Origin of the sequence: Halonotius sp. GCM10025705, from assembly GCF_042662885.1 — an archaeon.
GTDB classification, from domain to species: domain Archaea; phylum Halobacteriota; class Halobacteria; order Halobacteriales; family Haloferacaceae; genus Halonotius; species Halonotius aquaticus.
Map to the genome: position 1 here is coordinate 2,251,778 of NZ_JBHSZD010000001.1, position 19,938 is coordinate 2,271,715.

At 63.3% G+C, this 19,938-nt stretch carries 19 protein-coding genes and 3 pseudogenes; 8 read left to right on the plus strand and 14 right to left on the minus strand.

Annotated elements, in window-relative coordinates:
* Positions 1-121: 121 nt before the first annotated feature.
* Complete coding sequence (locus ACFQJB_RS12565) at positions 122-3,292, plus strand: adenosylcobalamin-dependent ribonucleoside-diphosphate reductase (protein ID WP_379727800.1); 3,171 nt, start codon at positions 122-124, stop codon at positions 3,290-3,292.
* Between the two features lie 84 nt (positions 3,293-3,376).
* On the opposite strand, the gene ACFQJB_RS12570 is transcribed toward ACFQJB_RS12565, so the two are convergent.
* From ACFQJB_RS12570 to ACFQJB_RS12600, 7 genes and pseudogenes are all read right to left on the minus strand, one after another.
* Positions 3,377-4,024, minus strand: a complete 648-nt coding sequence (locus ACFQJB_RS12570) for an L-threonylcarbamoyladenylate synthase (RefSeq protein ID WP_379727802.1) — start codon at positions 4,022-4,024, stop codon at positions 3,377-3,379.
* Between the two features lie 67 nt (positions 4,025-4,091).
* Entirely contained in the window at positions 4,092-4,541 is a 450-nt protein-coding gene (locus ACFQJB_RS12575; protein ID WP_379727804.1) for a universal stress protein, read from the minus strand.
* Positions 4,542-4,604: 63 nt separating this feature from the next.
* On the minus strand, positions 4,605-5,558 hold the full coding sequence (locus ACFQJB_RS12580; protein ID WP_379727806.1) for a phytoene/squalene synthase family protein: 954 nt from the start codon (positions 5,556-5,558) through the stop codon (positions 4,605-4,607).
* A gap of 191 nt (positions 5,559-5,749) precedes the next feature.
* On the minus strand, positions 5,750-5,878 hold the full coding sequence (locus ACFQJB_RS12585) for an HVO_2523 family zinc finger protein (RefSeq protein WP_267899960.1): 129 nt from the start codon (positions 5,876-5,878) through the stop codon (positions 5,750-5,752).
* Between the two features lie 24 nt (positions 5,879-5,902).
* A complete protein-coding gene (gene cruF / locus ACFQJB_RS12590) occupies positions 5,903-6,808 on the minus strand; it encodes a bisanhydrobacterioruberin hydratase (RefSeq protein WP_379728047.1) in 906 nt (301 codons plus the stop codon).
* A gap of 56 nt (positions 6,809-6,864) precedes the next feature.
* Positions 6,865-7,752 (minus strand): prenyltransferase, encoded by an 888-nt coding sequence (locus ACFQJB_RS12595; RefSeq protein ID WP_379727808.1) that lies wholly within the window; start codon positions 7,750-7,752, stop codon positions 6,865-6,867.
* Positions 7,752-9,223, minus strand: a pseudogene (locus tag ACFQJB_RS12600) (phytoene desaturase family protein). The gene ACFQJB_RS12595 and the pseudogene ACFQJB_RS12600 overlap by 1 nt, the downstream one beginning before the upstream one ends.
* 156 nt (positions 9,224-9,379) lie before the next feature.
* On the opposite strand from ACFQJB_RS12600, the gene ACFQJB_RS12605 reads away from it, so the two are divergent.
* A complete protein-coding gene (locus ACFQJB_RS12605) occupies positions 9,380-9,952 on the plus strand; it encodes a magnesium transporter (RefSeq protein ID WP_120101590.1) in 573 nt (190 codons plus the stop codon).
* Positions 9,953-10,043: 91 nt separating this feature from the next.
* Positions 10,044-10,565 (plus strand): magnesium transporter, encoded by a 522-nt coding sequence (locus ACFQJB_RS12610; protein ID WP_120101798.1) that lies wholly within the window; start codon positions 10,044-10,046, stop codon positions 10,563-10,565.
* Here the strand turns inward: ACFQJB_RS12610 and lrp are convergent, their stop codons facing one another.
* Complete coding sequence (gene lrp / locus ACFQJB_RS12615) at positions 10,566-11,027, minus strand: HTH-type transcriptional regulator Lrp (protein WP_379727811.1); 462 nt, start codon at positions 11,025-11,027, stop codon at positions 10,566-10,568.
* A 166-nt stretch (positions 11,028-11,193) separates the two neighbouring features.
* Here lrp and ACFQJB_RS12620 point away from each other — a divergent pair, with 166 nt between their 5' ends.
* Positions 11,194-11,892 (plus strand): hypothetical protein, encoded by a 699-nt coding sequence (locus ACFQJB_RS12620; RefSeq protein WP_379727813.1) that lies wholly within the window; start codon positions 11,194-11,196, stop codon positions 11,890-11,892.
* 32 nt (positions 11,893-11,924) lie between these two features.
* Here the strand turns inward: ACFQJB_RS12620 and ACFQJB_RS12625 are convergent, their stop codons facing one another.
* A complete protein-coding gene (locus ACFQJB_RS12625; RefSeq protein ID WP_379727815.1) occupies positions 11,925-12,377 on the minus strand; it encodes a hypothetical protein in 453 nt (150 codons plus the stop codon).
* Between the two features lie 141 nt (positions 12,378-12,518).
* On the opposite strand from ACFQJB_RS12625, the gene hemE reads away from it, so the two are divergent.
* Positions 12,519-13,523 carry a uroporphyrinogen decarboxylase gene (gene hemE, locus ACFQJB_RS12630; RefSeq protein ID WP_379727817.1) on the plus strand — a complete coding sequence of 335 codons (1,005 nt, stop codon included), beginning with the start codon at positions 12,519-12,521 and terminating at the stop codon, positions 13,521-13,523.
* Here the strand turns inward: hemE and hemH are convergent.
* From hemH to ACFQJB_RS12650, 4 genes and pseudogenes are all read right to left on the minus strand, one after another.
* Positions 13,520-14,586: pseudogene (gene hemH / locus ACFQJB_RS12635) on the minus strand (ferrochelatase). The gene hemE and the pseudogene hemH overlap by 4 nt on opposite strands.
* Positions 14,587-14,761: 175 nt before the next feature.
* Positions 14,762-14,917: a rubrerythrin-like domain-containing protein gene (locus tag ACFQJB_RS12640; RefSeq protein WP_379727819.1), complete on the minus strand. Its 156-nt coding sequence runs from the start codon at positions 14,915-14,917 to the stop codon at positions 14,762-14,764.
* A 110-nt stretch (positions 14,918-15,027) separates the two neighbouring features.
* Entirely contained in the window at positions 15,028-16,347 is a 1,320-nt protein-coding gene (hemG, locus tag ACFQJB_RS12645; protein ID WP_379727821.1) for a protoporphyrinogen oxidase, read from the minus strand.
* 125 nt (positions 16,348-16,472) lie between these two features.
* Complete coding sequence (locus ACFQJB_RS12650) at positions 16,473-16,907, minus strand: SRPBCC family protein (RefSeq protein ID WP_379727823.1); 435 nt, start codon at positions 16,905-16,907, stop codon at positions 16,473-16,475.
* A gap of 92 nt (positions 16,908-16,999) precedes the next feature.
* Between ACFQJB_RS12650 and nucS the strand changes: the two are divergent.
* The 3 genes and pseudogenes from nucS to ACFQJB_RS12665 all read left to right on the plus strand — a co-directional run bounded on the left by nucS (position 17,000) and on the right by ACFQJB_RS12665 (position 19,454).
* Positions 17,000-17,883: pseudogene (gene nucS, locus ACFQJB_RS12655) on the plus strand (endonuclease NucS).
* Positions 17,884-17,977: 94 nt separating this feature from the next.
* Positions 17,978-18,508, plus strand: coding sequence for a 50S ribosomal protein L16 (locus tag ACFQJB_RS12660; protein WP_120101612.1), 531 nt, complete (start codon positions 17,978-17,980; stop codon positions 18,506-18,508).
* A 43-nt stretch (positions 18,509-18,551) separates the two neighbouring features.
* Positions 18,552-19,454 carry an ATP-grasp domain-containing protein gene (locus ACFQJB_RS12665; protein ID WP_379727825.1) on the plus strand — a complete coding sequence of 301 codons (903 nt, stop codon included), beginning with the start codon at positions 18,552-18,554 and terminating at the stop codon, positions 19,452-19,454.
* Here the strand turns inward: ACFQJB_RS12665 and ACFQJB_RS12670 are convergent, their stop codons facing one another.
* Entirely contained in the window at positions 19,455-19,814 is a 360-nt protein-coding gene (locus ACFQJB_RS12670) for an Hsp20/alpha crystallin family protein (protein WP_379727827.1), read from the minus strand. It lies immediately after the preceding gene.
* Positions 19,815-19,938: the final 124 nt, after the last annotated feature.

Below are 19,938 nucleotides of genomic sequence, written 5' to 3' on the forward strand. Positions count from 1 at the left end.
CCGTAGCTGTTATGAGGGTGCCATCGGTATCACAGTCCCGTCTTTCGCTACGGAGTACACAGATGCGCCACCAGACCAAAACCACCATCCGACACGCCGACGCACCGCAGGGGGCCGACGAATGAGCCGCGCGGAGCTCTCCGCCGACGAACTCGAACTGCCGATCAAACGCACCACCGGCGACACGCTCGAAGACCGGCTGACGAGCAACGCCTACAACAACATCCTCCCCGCCCGGTATCTCCGGAAGGACGCCGACGGCAACGTCGACGAAAGCCAGGAGGAGCTGTTCGAACGCGTCGCCCAAAACGTCGCCCTCGCCGAAGCTGTTTTCGAGGCCGACAAGCAGGACACCGAGATCACGGTCACCCCCGACCAGATCAAACCCGACCACCCACGGCGCGACGAACTCGCCGCGGAAGTCTTCGGGAAAGGGACGACCGCCGAGGACGACGCCGAAGCGACGCTGTCGGTGTACAACGTCAACAAGTTCTCCTACGAAACGATCGTCCCCGAACTCCCCGACGAGGTTCAGAGCCACGTCGAGGATGTCGCCGACGAGTTCGAGGAGCTGATGACCCAGCTGTCGTTCATGCCGAACTCGCCGACGCTGATGAACGCCGGCGACGAACTCCAGCAGCTGTCGGCCTGTTTCGTCGACTCGCCGGGCGACGACATCACGGATATTCACCAGACCGCCAAGGAGGCCGCTGAGGTCTTCCAGTCCGGTGGTGGCATGGGGTATGCGTTCTGGAAGCTCCGCCCGTACGGCGACTCTGTCGGCTCGACCGGCGGTATCGCCTCCGGGCCGATCACGTTCATGCGTACCTACGACCAGATGTGTGAGACCATCGCCCAAGGTGGCGCGCGACGCGGCGCGCAGATGGGCGTCATGCGCGTTTCCCACCCTGATGTGATCCAGTTCATCCACGCCAAGAACAAGGATGTCTCGCTGGCGCACTCACTGCGACTCAACGACCCCGACGACTTCACGCACAACTCCTTTGCTGATGCCCTCGAAGAGGCCCGCGAGCTGATCGACGAAGAGGGTCGCGTCCCCGAACACCTCCGCAACGCCGTCGAGGGCCATCTCTCGAATTTCAACATCTCCGTCGGCGTCACCGACGACTTCATGGAGGCGCTGTTCAACGGCGAGGAGTTCACGTTCACGAATCCCCGCACCGAGGAACCGCACATCGCCACGCCCGAAACCAAGGAGCTGTACGAGCTTCACGGTCTCGGTGAGTACGTCGAGGTCGGCGAGGAACTCTCCGTCCCCGCGGAGGAACTCTGGGACCACATCGTCAACGGCGCCTACGAGAACGGCGAACCGGGCGTCATTTATCTCGAACGCGTCAACAAACAGCACTCCTTCGACGTCAAGGAACACCCCGACCACGAGATCCTCGCCACCAACCCCTGCGGCGAGCAGCCGCTTGAGGAGTATGAGGCCTGCAACCTCGGCCACATCAACCTTTCAACACTCGCTGACAAGGACGCTCCCGACTGGCGCGTCTGGTACGACAACAACGGCGACCAGTATGACTCACTTGAGGCCGCCGCCGAGGCGTTCATGCACGAGGCCGTCGACATGGACGCGTTCAATCGCCGGATCGAGTCCGGGACGCGCTTCCTCGAAAACGTCGTCACGATGTCGGATTTCCCGGTCGATGAAATCGAGGAAAAAGTCCGCGAGATGCGGAAGATCGGCCTCGGCATCATGGGGCTGGCCCAACTCTACATCCAGATCGGCGTTCGCTATGGCTCCGATGAGGCTAACGCCATCGCCGAGCAGTTGATGACTCACATCAACCACGAGTCCAAGTGGGCCTCCCACGAACTCGCCGAGGAACGCGGCCCCTTCGCCGACTACGAGGATTCGAAGTACGCCGACCCGACCGAGTACCGCGAGTGGTTCGAACACCACACCGGCGAGGACGCCGACGAGTGGGAAGACGGCTTCCCGATCCGCAACCACAACACGACGACCATCGCGCCGACCGGCACCACCTCGATGATCGGCAACACGACCGGCGGCTGTGAGCCGATATACAACGTCGCCTACTACAAGAACGTCTCCGACGACGTCCAAGGTGACGAAATGCTCGTCGAGTTTGATGACTACTTCCTCCGCGTCCTGGAGGAAAACGACATCGACGTTGACGCCGTCAAAGCCGAAGCCCAAGAGCAGATGGCGAACAACGAGTTCGACGGCGTCGAAGGTCTCGACACCGTGCCGCAGGCCATCGGCGAACTGTTCGTCGTCACCTCCGACCTCTCCGGGAAGGAACATGCTGGCGTTCAGTGTGCCTGCCAAACCGGCGTCGACTCCGCGATCTCGAAGACCTGTAACTTCCCGAACTCGGCGAGTGCCGAGGATATGGACGAGGTCTACCGCTACATCTACGAGAACGGCGGCAAGGGCGTCACCGTCTACCGTGACGGCACCCGCTCGAAGCAGGTGCTCACGACGCGCGCGAAGAACACCGAGTTCGCCGACGACGGCGAGGCCGCCGAGCAGATCACCACCCAGATCGAGGAGGTCTTCGGCGGCATCGAGGGCTTCCTCGACAACGAGGAGGTGCGCGCCGAACTCGGCGCCGAACTCGACGAGCTGTTCACCCAACCCGAGACAACCGAGGAAGGCCTCGGCAAGAAACGCCCGCGACCGGACGTGCTCTACGGCGTCACTCAGCGCGTCGACACCGGCTACGGCAAAGTCTACGTCAACATCAACGAAGACGATCAGGGTCGACCATTCGAGCTGTTCGCCAACATCGGCAACTCCGGTGGGTTCACGGCCTCCTTCACCGAGGCCCTCGCCAAGACGATCTCAACCGCACTGCGCTCGGGTGTCGACCCCGAGGAGATCGCCGGCGAACTGAACGGGATTCGATCGCCGAAAGTCGCTTGGGACAAAGGCGAGCAGATCAACTCCATCCCGGACGCCATCGGCACCGCGCTCCGCCGCTACCTCGACGGCGACATCGAGGAGCCGTACCCGAAACAGCAGAACCTCTCTGAGCTGAACGACGCCGACGAGGACGCGGAGCGACAGCCGACCGCACCCGAAACCGACGGCGGCGCGGCCGTCTCAGCGGAGTCGGCGAGTACCGGCGCGACGACGGATTCAATGACCGAGCCGCCCGCGGACGAGGCGGCCACTGACGACGCGACCGAGGAGCTACTCGCAGCCGGCGAATCGCCGGAATGTCCCGAGTGTGGCAGCATGTCGCTGTACTTCTCGGAAGGCTGCAAGACCTGCGAGTCCTGCGGCTGGTCGGAGTGCTAAAGTAACCGACCCAATTCGTTTTCGCTTGTTTTTGCTGCCGGCTTCATCCGGAAGCGACGCCACTCTCGTCGAATCCGATGCGGCTCACGATTCGAACGTGAGATCGTCGACAGCGGCGTCGAGATCGGTGGCCGTAATATCGCCGTGTCGCAGGATCGCCGGCGTCGGGCCGGTGAGATCGACGATAGTACTCGATTGGGTCGTTCCTTGGGCCTCGCCGTCGAGTATGTAGTCGACCCGATCGCCGACCTGCTCGATGGCGAGGTCGAGATCAACGAGTTGGCCGTCGGCCTGCCCAGTGAGATTGGCCGAGGTCATACACAGCGGCTGGTCGACTGCCGCCGAGAGATCGCGCCACGCCGGATTCCCCAGACAGCCCAGCGCGACCGTCTCGCCGCCGGCAACGACGCGGTCGGGGACGGCGTCGGTCTTTTCAAGGATAATGTTGAGCGGCCCGGGCCAGAAGGCATCGACGAGTGCGTCGATAGCGGTGTCGTTGTCGGCTGTTGCCCACTGTCGCCAGTCGGCGGGGTCGCGGATGAACAGCGTCAGGGGATCGGTCGGCTCGCGGTTCTTGATCCGGAAGGCTCGCTCGATAGCCGCCTCGTTCCACGGATCGAGCGTGAGCGCGAGGTTGGTGTCGCTGGGCGCGACGATCACGCCGCCATCGAGAATGCAGTCGGCCGCGGTTTCGATCCCCTCGGGTGTCGGTTCAAGTCGGGAGCGGCTCATGGCTCGTCGTGCGGGCCGATCCTGTTTGGTGGTTGTGGCTCGGCTACTGTCTTAGCCGGCCGGACACTCACTCCGCGTGTCGGACGATATGCACGTCGTACTCGGGATCCTTCGACAGCGGGCTGCCGACACTCGTCACCGGCGTCGAGATGCGCCCGGCGTTTTCCGTGCCGATGAAGATGATCGACACATCCAGTTCGCCGGCGACACGGCGAACGGTGCGGGTGATATCGTCGATAGCGGTTGCGGTCAGGGCGTCGTTTTCGGCTGGGGTTTCACACCGGAACGTCGCCTCGGGGGCGATCTCGGCGACGCGCTGTTCGAAGTTCTCACAGAGTTGGTCGATATCGAACGGCTCGCCGGCGTTGATCCAGCCGCGTTCGACCGCAAAGGAGCTATCGTCGGGGACGACAGTCAGGACGACAACTTCCTCACCGCGGGTCTCGCCGAACTCGGTGGCGCGCGTGAGTGCGGTCACTGCCAGATCTGAGCCATCGAATGGGACGAGTAGGGTCATAGCTCGCCGTTCAGCATGCAGGCGGTTATACCTCGTGTTGATCCCCGGCGTGTGAGAATCGCCTTACCGTACCGGGAGCCGGTCGACGAGCTTCGCACCGCGGGTGAACATCCCGCCGCCGCTGTCGCCGGTGACCGCCCAGAAGACGGCTTCGGGATCCTTGTTCCAGATCCACCGCCACCGCGTTTTGGCCAGCAGATAGAGCTTGCGAGCGGTGCCCAGTTGTGGTGTCGCCGACAACACGTCATAGTCGCGTGTGCGGATCAGCCGATGGTGGTCGGCATACAGCACCGCCGCGAGCAACACCGCCAGTTGGCAGTCCTCAGGGAGGTATTTGATCCCCGCAACACCCTTCTCATAGAGCTCCTCGGCGCGTTGGAGTTCGGTCTGCATGGCTGCCGCGAAGCTCTCATCCATCTCGAAGTTCCGGATCTGGTCGTTGGTGACGCCGTGTTGGGCCAGCGTCGACTGTGGCAGGTAGATCCGGTCGCGCTCGACGATATCCTCTCGAACATCCCGCAGAAAGTTGGTGAGTTGGAAGGCTTCGCCGAGTGCGGTCGCATGCGGGAGGGCTTTCTCGGGATCGTCGGGGTTCATGACGTCGGTCATCATCCGACCGACTGCTGAGGCTGAGCCGTCCATGTAAGCCTCCAACTCATCGTAGGTGGCGTACTCGTCGGTGTCGATATCCGACACCATCGCATCGATGAAGACCTCGATGTCCTCGTCGTTGAGGTTGTACTCCTCGCGGAGCTCGGAGAAGGCCGCGAGGACGGGGTCGTCGGTCTCGCGCTCGCCGAGAGCCGCCGCGCGAATCTGTTCGAGCTCGGCGCGCTGCTCGGCGGGGGCGACCCCGTCGGCGTCGTCGACGACCTCGTCGGCAACGCGGAAGAAGGCATACAGGACGTAGGTCGCCTCACGGACGCGTTCGGGGAGCAACCGCGTGGCGAGATGGAAGGTCTTGCCCGTGCGCTGTTGGATGGTCTTACTCCGGGCGATTTGGTCGTCGTCTACCATGTCAATTGGGGGGTAGTCGGGGGCCAGTCATCGGTCTCGTCGGCCGGTTCCGGCGGCACAGCATATAGCCACAATACGGCCGCAAGCGACATAACAGTTCGTACACAATCCGGGTTCCTTGGTGTTCGTTCACGCCGAGTGCGGACTCGGATTCAACTCAACTGCGTGTCGGCACTGAGCGACAGGACGGCTCAGTAGAATGTATCGGCACAGTCGTAGACGACGCCGTGGGTCGGACAGATGTACTTGCAGTGGCGGTGTTGCATCGACTCGCCACACAGCGGACAGGGCCGGCCGGGCGGCGTCTCGCTGTCGGCCATACCGGATCACGGAGAGCCAGCCAATTAGGTTTCGCGGTCGACGACCCGTGGGAGATACACGCCTGTCGAGGGCCGGAGCAGCCCCACATCGAACCGTTTGGCTCGGAGAATCCCGAGCCCGAAGCCGGTAGCCACGACCACCGGCAGCCAGTTGCCGAACCACGCGTTGATCGCCCCCCAGAGGATGACGAAGCTGACCATATCGTCGAGCATGAAGTCACAGGCGTCGAGGCGATCGAACAGTCCCGACTGATCGAGCGTAAAATCAAGAACGCCGACAGCGACGACCGCACTCACCACCCAGCCACCGTAGTTCGACAGCGGCACGCCGTAGAACGCCCCACCCGCATCGTAGGCCCAGAATCCCAGTGAGACGGCCGCCGGATCAAGCACGAGATCCATCGTCACGACCGCCGGGATCACGACTGCCAGCCGCGCGAGCCGCGAGCCCGCCCGGTCGCCGAGCAACAGCAGACACAGCAGATAGGCGTTCAACACGAGCGGGATGAAGAAGACGGGCAGCGCGGCGGGAACCCCGCTGACCATCGGGCCAAGTTCGATCCCGTATTCGAAGGCACCGTAGGGCCAGCCGGTTGTGACGCCGACGTACTCGATCAGATAGGTGTAGGCCGTCAGCAGCCCCAGTCCGGCAACGCCCCGGCGGCCGAGCGTCGGGAGGACGCCGACGAGCATCGGCGCGGCCATCACGACTGTTCCGAACACGAGGAACGGCGGATTAAACCGGAGCGGGTCGGGAATCACCGCCCACCCCTCCGCGCTGCCGACGAGCATGAGCGCGCCGACCAGCGGAAAGAAGACGGCAATCGTGAACCGGTTCCCGTCAACGAGGGCGTCAAGCCACGGTTCGACCTCGCGGCGATTTTTCGGCACCCCAGCGACCGCGTCGGCAAGCCCGTCTGCTTCGGTGATCTGCGGTCGCTCGGCTGCCGGCGACTCCGAGACCGCGGACGACTCAGCAACGTTGCTCACGTCAACACCTCCGTTGGCGGGACGATCCGCCAGAGTAATCCGAGCGTAAACAGCGTCCCGACGGCGGTGTTGAGCGCGGGAAACCACCAGTAGGCGCGGTCGACGGCGACCGAACTGGTCGCCACCCACGCGACAAAGACCGGGTAGACAGCCATGAGGACGCCGAGACGTGGATCAACGACCGCGAAGGCACCAGCAGCGGCGAGCCAGCAGGCCGCAACATAGCCGTAGGTGCGGCGTTTTCCGAGGCACGTCGCTGTCGTCCGAATCCCGGCTCGTCGATCGGGGTCGATGTCGGGAATCGCTGAGAATGTGTGCATCCCCATCGTCCAGAGCCACGCGCCGACAACCGCCAGCGCGGGCGGTTGGGTTCCGGCGACGGCGGCGTAGGCGGCGATCCCGGGGAGGATGTAGAGCCCGTTGGAGAGCGAGTCGAGCAGTGGCGTCGTTTTGAACCGCGCGGGTGGCGCGCTGTATTCGACAGCCAGCAGAAGGAACCCGGCGAGCCATGGCCACGCGGCTGTGGATGCGATGGCGAACAGCGGCACCGCAAGCAGCCCGCTGGCGACGACGCTGGCGATGACGGCGGGGCCGCCCTGCCAGCGCGCTTCGCGCTCGGTTTTCTTGGGGTTCTCGGTGTCGATGTCGGCATCGAAGATGTCGTTGACGCCGTACAGCAGGACGTTTGCCGGCAACAGGAAGTAGCCGAATAAGGCGAAGCCGACCGGCAAAAAGAGGTCAGGCACGGTCTCGGCGGCCGCGGCGACGCCGACGACGACGGGGCCGGCGAGGTAGAACCAGAATCGTGGCCGCGAGAGGATCAGCAGGTAGCGGAGGCCGTCGGTTGCCGTGCTGGTCGACTGGTCGGTGCCCACGGCGGTCATCACTCCTCGATCGCTTCGGCGGTGTGTTGGCCGCTGATCAGACACATCGGGACGCCGATGCCAGGTGTCGTGTAGGAGCCGGTGAAATACAGCCCATCGACCTCCGTCGATTTGCGGTTCGGCCGCAGGAGGGCGGTCTGTGGGAGGGTGTGGGCCATCCCGAGGGCGGTGCCGTGCATCGAGTTGTAGCGGTCGCTGAAGTCGTTGACACAGAAGGATTCCTCGAAGACGATGCGGTCGCGGAGTTCGACGCCGGTGTTGGCGGCGATATCGTCGAGGACGAGTTCGCGGAACTCCTCACGGAGTTCGGGCGTATCGTCGAGGTTTGCGGCGATCGGGACGAGCGCAAAGAGGTTGCTGTGGCCCTCGGGGGCGACGCTGTCGTCAGTTTTTGAGGGGACACAGAGGTAGTAGGCGGGATCGTCGGGCCACTGTGGGTCGTCGAAGATCGTTTCGAAGTGATCGTCCCAGTCGGTCGGGAGAACGAGCGTGTGGTGTTCGAGTGGCTCAACATCACCTTCGACACCGAGATAGAGCAAATAGGCGGAGGGCGCGTAGGTACGACTCTCCCAGTAGTCCTCGCTGTACTGCCGTTTTTCCGGCGGCAAGAGTTCCTGTTCGGTGTGAGCGTAGTCGGCGTTGGAGACGACGTAGTCGGCGAGGTATTCCTCGCCGTGTTCGGTTCTGACCGCAAAGCCGCCTTTCCGGCCGGCGATTTCGGTGACGGGCTGGTCGGTGATGTATTCGACGCCGAGTTCCTCGCCGAGTTCGACCATCGCGTCCACCAGTGAGCGAAGCCCGCCCTCTGGGTAGTAGACGCCCATGTTGAAATCGACGTGGCTCATCAGGTTGTAGAGCGCGGGTGTGTTGCTTGGCGAGCCACCGAGGAAGACCAGGGTGTACTGCATGATCTGCTGCAGTTTGGGGTGCTCAAAGTAGTCTGCAACGTGGCCTTGCATCTTCCCGAGCAGCGACAACCCCCACGAGTAGCGGAACACGTCGGTATCGATGTAATCTCGCAGTCGGGGGCGATCCTCGTAGACGAAGTGTTCCATCCCGACGTTGTAGGTGTACTCAGATTTGTCGAGATACCGATCTAAGGCGTCGCCTGCGCCGGGTTCATACCCCTCAAAGACCTCCTTGTTCGTTTCGAGGTCGGGAACCATATCGACCTGATCGCCGTCCTTGAAGAAGATCCGATAGTGGGGATCGAGCTGTGTGAGCTTGTAGTAGTCACTCGGCTCCTTGCCGAAGTGGCCGAAAAACCGCTCGAAGACGTCGGGCATGAGATACCACGAGGACCCATATCGAAGGTGAAGCCCTCCGCTTGGAGTTGGCTAGCCCGACCGCCAAGCTGTTCGTTCTTTTCGACGACCGTCACGTTCGCGCCGGCGTCGGCGAGATAGCAGGCCGTCGACAGCCCGCCAAAGCCGCTGCCGACGATCACAATATCGTCGCCGTCGACCGGGATTTCGCCGTCGTAGCGGCCCTCGTCGCCGCCGTGTGTCACTGCTGTGTCGTCGTCGCTGGCGGTCGCCATACTACCTCTCTAAAGGATCGTCAGTCAAATAAAGGGACGGACTCGGCGGGCGCAGTAGTTTTACTTGTGGCTTCGCCAAGAGTATCCATGCAGCCACGCGGCGTCTTCTGGTCGATCTATCGGGAGGCGCTGCCGGTGTTGGCCATCGCGCTGCTCGGTGGGCTCTGTTCCGGCCTTGTGCTGTCGGGGCTACTCGATAGCGTCGCCGACTTTCCTGGTCTGTTGGTGATGGTGCCGGTGTTTCTGGCAACCCGGGGCAACGTCTATGGCTCGCTTGGCGGTCGGATCGCCACCGGGCTCCATCAAGGTCTCATTCAGCCCCGTTTCGAGTGGAACGACCGCTTGGTCAACGCGATCATCGCCTCGGGAATCAACGCTATCGGCATCTCGATCGTCATCGGCTCGCTCTCGTGGGGCGTGTTGACGCTGCTTGGCCGGGAGCCGGCACCACTGCGCGTGCTCGTTGGGATCGTGCTCATCGCTAGCCTGCTGACCGCGGTTGTGATGATCGGTGGGCTGCTCACACTGCTGTTTGCCGGCTACAAGGCCGGCCGCGACCCGGACAATCTTGTCGGCCCGATTGTGACGACGCTGGGCGATGTCTTCGGGATGGCGTTTCTGTTTCTTGCGGTGCTGATCGTCGAGGTGCTTGTCTCGTGAACCGCATCTGTCGGCAGGGAGGTGATCGCCGGTGGCGCTGCTGACCGACGCCGATCTGGGCAGTTGGGGAACCGGCCACATCGTCCGGACGATGTTTCCGCTGTTGGTCGTGCTGTGTGCGATTGTTCTCTGGGCCGGGATCACCCTGGAGGATGCCGGCGACCTGCTGGATCGCTACGGGCTATTGGCGGTGATGGTGCCGGCGATGATCGGGATGGGCGGCAACCTTGGCTCGATCTTGAGCGCGCGGCTCTCGACGCGGCTCCATCTCGGCACGACGACGTTCGATCCGACCGACCGGCTGCTGTGGGCGAATGTGGCGGCGATCTTCGCGCTGGCAGCGACGATTTTCACCGCCCTGGCGGTTACCGTCTGGCTGTTTGGCATGGTCGTCGGAGCTTCGCTGACGCTCGGCCAACTGCTTGTAATCTCGCTTCTCAGCGGGCTGTCGGTCGCCGCCATCGCCGTCGTCGCCAGCGTCGTCGCCACCTATGGCTCCTACCGACTCGGGATTGATCCCGACGACACCACGATCCCGATCGTCACCAACGTCGTCGACGTCTTCGGGATGCTCGTCTTCCTTGCCGTCTCGCGGTGGGTGCTGGTGGGCTGATCACGCCGCGTCGCTATCGAGTTCGAACTGCTCGTGTTCTGTCACCGCGTTGAGCACGACGCTCGTGTTCGATTCGTTGATGTCGACATCGGCCAGCAGGTTCTTGATCTGCTCGTTCATCCCGTCGGTGTCTTCGAACTTGCCGACGGCGATGATGTCGTAATCGCCGGTCGTCTCGTAGACGCTGCTCATCTGTTTCTGTTCTCGGAGGCGATCTGTTAGTGCCGTCATCGCACTCCCCTCAACTTTCAGGTGGATGATCGCGGTCACGTCATAGCCAAGCTCGTTGTAGTCGATGATCGGGGTGTAGCCGTCGATGATCCCCTCGGCTTCGAGTGCCTCAAGATGATTTGAGACGGTTGTCACCGAAACATCGAGCTCCTCCCCAAGACTTCGGAGACTTGCCCGGCCATCGCCAAGGAGTTCGTTCAGCAACTCCGCATCAAGGTTTTCATACGTCATGTCTTCGCGTAGGTATGGTGTTGAACTTAAAATACCAGCTTTAGGCAGCACGTTCGACACACAGTGAGCGATCTGCTGTCACTCGCGGTAGCAACAGGACACTCCCCGCGCTGTTCCGTCGTTTGGAGCCGTACGTTCATGTGCCCCGAGGCGGTTGCATCGGTCGATGACTGGGCGCAGTGTCGGTGTGCTGGGACGCCGGCGACGCTCGCTGCTGTTTCGGCTGGCGACAGCACCGGGGATCGTCCTCCACGAACTCGCCCATCGCCTCACCTGTCTGCTGGCGGGCGTGCCGGTGCAGTCAGCCGTGTATTTTCAATTGACCGGCCCGCCCGGCTACGTCCGGCATACGACGCCGAGCCGATGGTCGACGACCGCGCTGATCGCGCTCGCACCGCTGGCAAGCAACGTCGGCGTCGCGGTGGTGCTGCTCGAATACTCGCTTGCGATCTACACCGGGAGCGGAATCGACGCGGTCGCCGGCGGAGTGTTGTTGTGGTGGATCGGTGTCGCCGCGCTCATCCATAGCCTCCCGAGTTCGACCGATCTCGCGACGGTGTGGGCCGCCACCACCGCGCGGTGGTATCGGCTTCCGCTGGCGGTCGTCGTCGGCCCGCTGTACGCGCTCCGCCGGCTGGCCGGCGTCGTTGGCACCTACCGACTCACCGTCCCGCTGTCGCTTGTTGCGCTCGTCGGGATGATCGCCCTTCATGACCTGTCGCCGGCCGCGTTTCTCGACTGTGTTCTCGCCGGTCAGTGGGGCTGTTGGGACGGCTCGCCACGGCTGGGGGCGGTGCTCTCGATGGTGCTTCTCGACCTTCTTGATCGACTTCGAGCAATGCGTCTGTTTCTGTACGTCTCATAACTCCCGTCGATCTGTGTGGCCCACGCCTTCCTTCAGCTGCCGAGCAGCCCCTCAAGCACCGGGCCAGCGGTTCGACGCAGGTTGTCGCTGACCGGCAGGCTGTCGATGAGCCCGCCGAGCAGCGAGCCGCCACCGCTCCCGCCGAGTTGCGACAGGAGAAACAGCACCCCGATCGGGACGGCGATCGTAGCGATCAGTGCCACCAGCAGCGTTATCGCGCCACCGCCGAGGTTCAGCCGCTCGAAAACCATATAGAGCGTGGCGCTGACGACGAGTACCACCGTCGCTGCGACCACTGTGGCCCCGATCAACAACACGATCGAGCCGGTTTCGCTGCCGCCAATGTCGGTAAACACCAACAGCCCAAATGCGGCGAGTACCACGAGCCACAGCCCGACGCCGATGATGGTGAGCCACCGGCTCGACCCATAGCCTGTCCCCTGTTCAGGAGGTAAGGTGTCGCCCGGTGACCCTGACTGTGCCATGGCTGATCGAACGGTCGACACCAGCAAAAGCATTGGTGCCACCGTCCCCGTGGTGTCGCTGCCGCGGCCTCCCGGTGTCGCCCCCGGATTCAGTCGGCCCCTTTCACAAGTATTAGGCGGCCACTCGGCGTACACCCACCCATGAACGATCTCTTCCGGAAGGCGGTACGGGGCGAGCCGGTCGACCGCCCGCCGGTCTGGATGATGCGCCAAGCCGGCCGGTATCTTCCGGAGTACCGTGAGATCCGGGAGTCGCATTCCTTTCAGGAGGCCATCTCGACGCCCGATATCGCCACCGAGATCTCGCTGCAGCCCTACGAGCGGTTCCAGCCCGACGGGGTCGTCATGTACTCCGATATCCTCACCGTCCTCGAACCGCTTGGGTTCAGCTACCATATCGAATCCGGTGTCGGCCCGGTGATCGAAAATCCGGTTTCGTCGCCGGCAGATACCCACCGCGAGATCGGCGACGTTCGGGAGCAACTCTGGTATGTCGGCGAACTCATCGAGCGACTTACCGCCACCCTCGGCGATGAGGCGGCTGTGTTGGGCTTCGCTGGCGGCCCGTTTACGCTGGCGGCCTACGCCTGTGAGGGAAGCACCTCCCGGTCGTTCATGGCCGTCCGGCGGCTCCGGGCGGAGGCCCCGGCGGCCTTCGAGCGACTGCTTGATGCCTTCACCGACGTGTTGATCGAATACTGTCAGTATCAGGAGGACGCCGGTGCCGACGTGATCCAGCTGTTTGATACCTACGCCGGCCTGCTGTCGCCGACCGACTACGCCGAGTACATCGTCCCCCGCCACCAGCGCATCCTTGACGCGGTCGACGTGCCGACGATCGTCTTCGTCCGCAATATGAGCGGCAATCTTGAGTTGCTGGCCGACAGCGGCGCGGACGTGGTCTCACTGGACTGGACAGTCAACATCGACACTGCCCGCGACCAACTCGGCGACGTGGCGATCCAAGGCAATCTCGATCCGGCGTTGCTCTACGGCGACCCCGAAACTGTCCGTGAGCGAACCCGGGAGGTTATCGACGCCGCTGGCGACACCGGTCACATTCTCAACCTCGGCCACGGCGTCGACCGCAACACGCCGGTCGAAAACGTCGCGGCGTTCTTCGAGACCGCAAAAGAGTCGCGTTAGGCGTCCTGTGGCGGCAGCTCGGCGTTGAAACAGTAGGTGCCTTCCTTGTCGCGGCACTGACACTGCCGGAGCTGGTAGTACGACGGCGCAAAGTGTGAGAGGAACGGCTCGGTGATATCCGCCAGCAGCTCCGGGAACCGTGGATCGTCGTGGGGGACAGGCACTCGATACAGGTCAAGGCCAACCTCGGCGGCGTCCTCGGCGAGGTCGACATCGAGTTCGACGAGCGTCTCCGATTGCTCGTGCATGAAGCTCATCGGTTCGACGACCACGCGCTCGAAGTCCTCGCCGAGTCCCTCGACGACCTCCTCGGTTTCGGGGGCCGTCCACTCGATGCCACGGTTGGCGTGGTTCTGGTAGCCGATCTCGTAGTCGTCGATGCCGACGATCCCGGCGACGGCCTCGGCGTGTTCCTCGACGTACTGGTCGTATCTGAACCCCTCGTCGAGATATTTCATCGGCGTGCCGTGCGCCGAGAAGACGAACGCCGTGTCGGGGTCGTTCGGGTCGATATCGTTCTCCTCAAGGAACGAGCCGATCGACTCCGCACGGATTCGGTTGTAGGTCGGGGCGCGGTGCCAGCCGGTGATCGCGCTGAATGCGGGGTCGTAGTTTGCGTGGTCGTCGATGGCCTCTTCGAGGGAATCGATCGACGAGACAGTTGTCGAGGGGCCACACAGCGGGTAGATCGGCAGGGCGATGACCTCGTCGATGCCGTCGTCGGCCAGCGTTGCGGGGATGTCGTCGATCAGCGGCTCCATGAACTGCATCGCGTGGTAGATCTCAACGTCGTGACCACGATCGGCCAGCGTCGCCTCCAGTGAGTCGGCCTGGTCGCCTGCTTGGCCTTGCAGCGGCGAGCCACCGATCTCCTCGTACTCCTCCATCAGCCCGGGCAGTCGTCGCTGAGCGAGTTCACGGGAGCGATCCCAGGCTTCTTCCTCGGATTCGGCATCCTCTAGGAGGCGTTGTCGTAGAAGATCCGCGTCAGGTATTCAAGGACGGTTTCTCGGTCGGGGTCTGCTGGCTCACCGAAGTTCAACAGGACAATCGCAGTTGCCATACGAACGGTTGGGGCGTCGCCGGTAAAGCAACTTCGCATGTGACAGTTGTACCACTGCTGTCACGGCGTTTGCCCTGCGTTTGTGGCACAAAAATAAGCGGGTGTCAGCGTCGCGTTGCGGTCGGGACGTGTTGTGCTGATCTACTCGATGCGTTCGCGGAACCGACCGAGCCCGCTATTCGAGTGATTTCGCGCGATTGGTGAACTGCCCACCACAGTCACACGTATTCGGGTGTGCGTCTGACTCAACAATTGCACCGCACTGGAGGCATTCATACGTAGATGCGCTTTCGGGGTCGTTCGAATGTTCAACGTCGTTTCCCTGAGGCATGCACCGGCGATACACCGCGAAGGAATATAATATTAATTGTAATAGGGAATATATACGCCCCCGATTCTGTTCCGCCTCTGCGGAATACGGCGCCGCACTGCCGGTACTGCTCACTCACGCTCGCCGATCTCGCGGGCGATTCGCTTCGCGCTGCGGATTCGCCCGGGGATCCCGGGTCGGCCGACGAAGTTCGCACAGAACTGCAGTCCGTCGGGCGGCTGAAGGTCGTCCATCGCTGTCCAGGAGCCGTCGTAGGCCGGCATCCCCGGTGTCCACGTGTGGACGCCGATCGGTGTCGCCGCCGCGCCAGTCAACTCCTCGAAGGCATCGGCGGCCAACTCGCCGACCTCCTCGTCAGTTCGGGTTGGCAATTCCGGATCGCTGTTCGGATCGACATAGCAGGTAAACAGCCGGTCTCGATCGAGGAAGCTTGCGTTCCAGGTGGTGCCACTGATCGGTAGCTCGCCGTCCGGCGGCACCAACGCGCCAATCCCCTCGCGGTCAAAGCCAGAATCGAGAAACACCATCGTGATCTGGTTGTACCGGAACTCCTCCAGTGTTGCTGCGAGGTCGCTGTCGAGTGGGTCGACCAACTCCGCGCTCGTCGGGGCCGGTGTCGTCACCACCACCTCGTCGACGATCTCGCTGCCGGCGTCGGTGACGATCTCGTAGCCACCATCGTCGTCGCTGTCGACGCTGTTGGTGTCATCGTCGCTGTCGACGCCACCGCCGTGGGCCTTGATTTCGACTGCAGCGGTATCGAGATCGATCACGTCGCTGTGGGCTTCGTACAGCGCGTCGGTCAGCGTCCCCAGCCCGTCGTCGAACGTACAGATCGGCGGGGCCTCTCGGCCGTCGACGACGCGTTTCGCCACCCACCACAGCAGACTGCGGCCGACGCCTGCGTTGTCGAGAGCGCGTCCCAGCGAGTATTCGTGCAGCATCTCTCGGGGATCGGTGCCGTACAAGCCGCTGTACAGCGGGCCCATGTACCGCCGGGCAGCCTGCTTTCCAAACCGGCGAACGAGAAACTCGTCGACCGTCTCGCCCGGCTTGGCGGGAGCGGTCAGCGGCTCGGCGAGAATCCGCAGCTTACCCAGCGGGCTCAACAGGCTCGTCGTCACCGCCTCCCTGGTCGACAGCGGCGCGACCCGGAGGGCGTTGTCGTGGTAGATGTACAGCGGCTGGTCGTCGTCGCCGATGCGAAGCCCCTCGCGGAGGCCGAACTCGTCGACCAGCGATTCGATACTTGGGATGAGCCGGAGCCGCTGGGGGCCGAGTTCGACGACCCGGCCATCCATTCGCTGACTGCGGACGATCCCGCCGGCCTCGGCGCGTGACTCGACGGCGACAACGTCGACCCCGCGGTCGACAAGCGCGTCAACGAGGGTGAGCCCGGAGATTCCGGCACCGACAACGCCGACCCGCATCTTAGCTCCCTCGCGGCCGGCGCCGGTCGGTCGCTCGGCCAGCGCGGCCGAGATATGTCCTCGGCTGTCGATTCATTGTGGGGCTGCTGCCGGGCTCGGCGAATAACGCTTCCGCGTTGGGGCGCTCACGCCGCTTCGATCTTGGCTTTGAGATTCGCCAGCGTCGACTCCAACTCGCCTTTGTTGTACCGCCGGACGAACGGCTCGATGACCTTGGCGATCACCTGTCCGGGGATCGTGTACTCGGCGGTGTAGGTGACCCAACTACCGTCATCGGTGGCCTCGATATCAAAGGTCAACTCCCCGGAGAGCCCGCCGTCCATCCTAAAACGGTGGCAGGTCGGCGGCTCGTGGACGGTCTGGACGAGATGGCCCTCGATCTCGACGGCGACCATTCGGTAGGTGAAATCAAGCTCTTTGCCACCGTTGTCCAGCGGTTCAATATCAGAGATCCCGGTGATAGCCGGCGTGATCGTCCGGTGGTTGGCCGGCTCATCGAGGTACTCGAAGACCGTCTCTGGAGGTGCGTCGATCGCGATCCCATCGCTTACCGCTACCATAGCGACCCTACGACGAGGCAGGCCTTAGTGATTCCGTGCGTCTGTCGCCGTCGGCCGGTCGTTTTTGTCCCTCCCGGCTGTAGTCGTCGGTGGTGACCGCGACGACCGTCCACCAGCCGACCCACCGGGAAGCCCTCTGGGCGCTTGAGGATGCCTTCGAGCGCGGCGACCTCATCACGGTGTTTGGCCGCTGTACCGTCGAGTATGACGGCCGAGCAGCTTCCTCACTCGGCTTGGGTCGTCGGCTGCTGCTTCTCAAACCCGACGGCACGGCGCTGGTGCACACCGACGAGAACCAAAAGCCGGTCAACTGGCAGCCGCCGGGCTCGGAACACCACGCCGCCGTCCGCGATGGTCGACTCCGGGTTCGCAGCGTCCGCACTTCACCCGACGAAATGCTGGCTGTCCGCTTCGAGACGGTCGAACAGCTGTCGGCGATGGCGGTTAGCGGCCGCCGCGACCTCTCTGTCACTGGCAGCGAGGCCGACCTGCGAAACGCCCTGCTCGATCGCCCCGCGCTCATTGAGTCCGGCTTCGAGCCGCTGGCGACCGAGCGGCCGACCGACGCCGGCCCGATCGACCTCTTCGGGCGCGATAGCGATGGCCGGCCCGTTGTCGTCGAACTCAAACGCCGCCGGGTCGGTCGAGCGCCGCGAGTCAACTCCAGCGATACGTCGCGGCCATTGAGCGTGAAGAAGGCGACAACGCCGCGGTGAGAGGGATCTTGGTCGCGCCGTCGGTGACCGACCGGGCTCGGCGACTGCTTGCGGAACACGAGTTGGAGTTTGTTGCTGTCGAACCGCCGTCGTCGACTGGCGACGCTGGTGAAAATAACACCCTCGACACCGAACCTGCTGAAACCAACGCCTTCGACACCGCTGTCGACGATTCCGCACACGACTCCGCTGGCGACGCTACTGGGGACGATGAGAGCGAGCCCGCTGGAACGGTGCCCGCCGACGAGGAGTCAAACTGACGAATTTGGCCGTGTCAACGCCTCACAGGCGTTGCCAGTGGGCTGTATTCGAAGGCTTTATTCGGGCCAGCGGCGTTCGCCACGACAAGTAACCATGGGAGAGAAACCAGCCTCGATGTACAGGGATATCGACAAGCCCTCGTACACACGACGTGAGTACATCACCGGGATTCCGGGTTCGAAGATCGCCCAACACGATATGGGTGACCTACAGGCTGATCCGGACGACTACCCCGTCAAGATCACCCTCGAATCCGAGGAATCTGTCCAGCTTCGCCACGGCTCCCTTGAGTCCTCGCGGCTCTCGGCGAACCGCCACCTGCTGAAGGAACTCGGCGAGGGCGAGTACAAGATGCAGCTCCGAAAGTTCCCCCACCAGGTCATCCGGGAGAACAAACAGGCAACCGGTGCCGGCGCCGACCGTGTCTCCGACGGGATGCGACAGTCCTTCGGCAAGATCGTCGGCACCGCCGCCCGCATCGGCGCTGACGAGCCGATCTTCACGGCCTACTGTACCGCCGAGCAGGCGCCGGTCGTCAAGGAAGCGTTCCGCCGCGCGTACAACAAGATCTCCCCGCCGTGCCGGATCAATGTTGAACGCGGCGAGGAACTGCTCGTCTCCTAAGCGGATCGACACCCCTTTTCGCTGTTCTCACTAACGCCAGCGTATGCTTCGGCTGGCGGTCACGACAACTGCTGAAACGTTTCACCGTCTGCGTGAGCCGCTGGCTGACCGCGGGATCGACGCCGCCCATCTCCAGGCGAAAGAACGGGCGATCCCGCTGACCGACGACGCTGTCGCTGTCACCCCTGCGGCTGACGACGACACCGCTGTCACCGAGTTCGACGTTGGGCTTGTCTATCCTGGCCGGCTGATGGAGGGGGCGGCGATCACCGCCGGACTCGACATCCCGTGGGTTAACGGCCGAGAGGCTGTCCTCACCTCTCGAAACAAAAGCGGCGTCCTCGCCGCCCTCGATGCGGCCGACATCCCGGTTCCCCACTCGGTAATGCTCTCGAATCCGGTCGCTGAGTCGGCCGTTGTCGACGCTGTCGCCGAGCTCTCCTTCCCGGTTGTCGTCAAACCAAACTCGGCGACCCGCGGTGTCGGTGTCGCCAAAGCCAGCGACATTGACTCGCTGCTCGGCGTCGTCGACTACCTCGATCTGATCCACGATTTTCGCGCCACCGGTGACAAGTCCTATCTCATTCAGGAGTATCTGCCCGACGCCCGTGATTACCGGGCGATGGTGATCGACGGCGACTACGTCGGCGGCGTCCAGCGTCGCCTGCCTGCCGACCTCGCTGAGGGCCGATGGAAACACAACGTCCACCGCGGGGCCGAGGCCACCGGTGTTGACCTCCCGGATGCTCACCGCCAGCGTGCCGAACGAGCGGCTGCCGCACTCGACATCCCGTATCTCGGTGTCGACCTGCTGGCAACCGACGAGCGGCTCGTCGTCAACGAAACAAACGCCCGCCCAACGATCGATACCGCAGATAAGTACGACAGCGGATTCTATGACCGACTCGCCGAAATCATCCGCGATACCGCCGAAAACAGCTCGTAACTACTCGACGTCGATCGCCGCCGACGCCTCCGCTCGATCAAACGTGACCTCCAAGACGCCGTTGTTGAACGTCGCGTCGGCGGAGTGTTCATCGACTGTCGCCGGCAGGCGGACGCGTTCGTCGTACTCTCGGTGGCCGGTCGCCGCTTGGATCGTGAGTGTTGTGCCGTCACACTGGAGTGTGAGATCGCCTTTGTCGACCCCGGGGAGATCCGCGACGAGTCGGACGGCGTCGTCGGTCTCATAGACCTCGATGTGCGTGTCGGCCCCCGCCTCGTCGGGGCCGTTCATTTCGCCCATCATCCGCTCGATCTCATCGAAGATATCGCCGAACGGGTCGTCGCGGTCGTCGCTATGCATACATCAGTGTATCGTTCCCCCTCGACAAAAGCGTTCTGTCCCTGCCGAACAGTAATGTGGATTTTACACTATATTGTAGGCAGCTGTTGTCTCGGGATCGCCACCGAGCGCCGCGTGGCGCCGT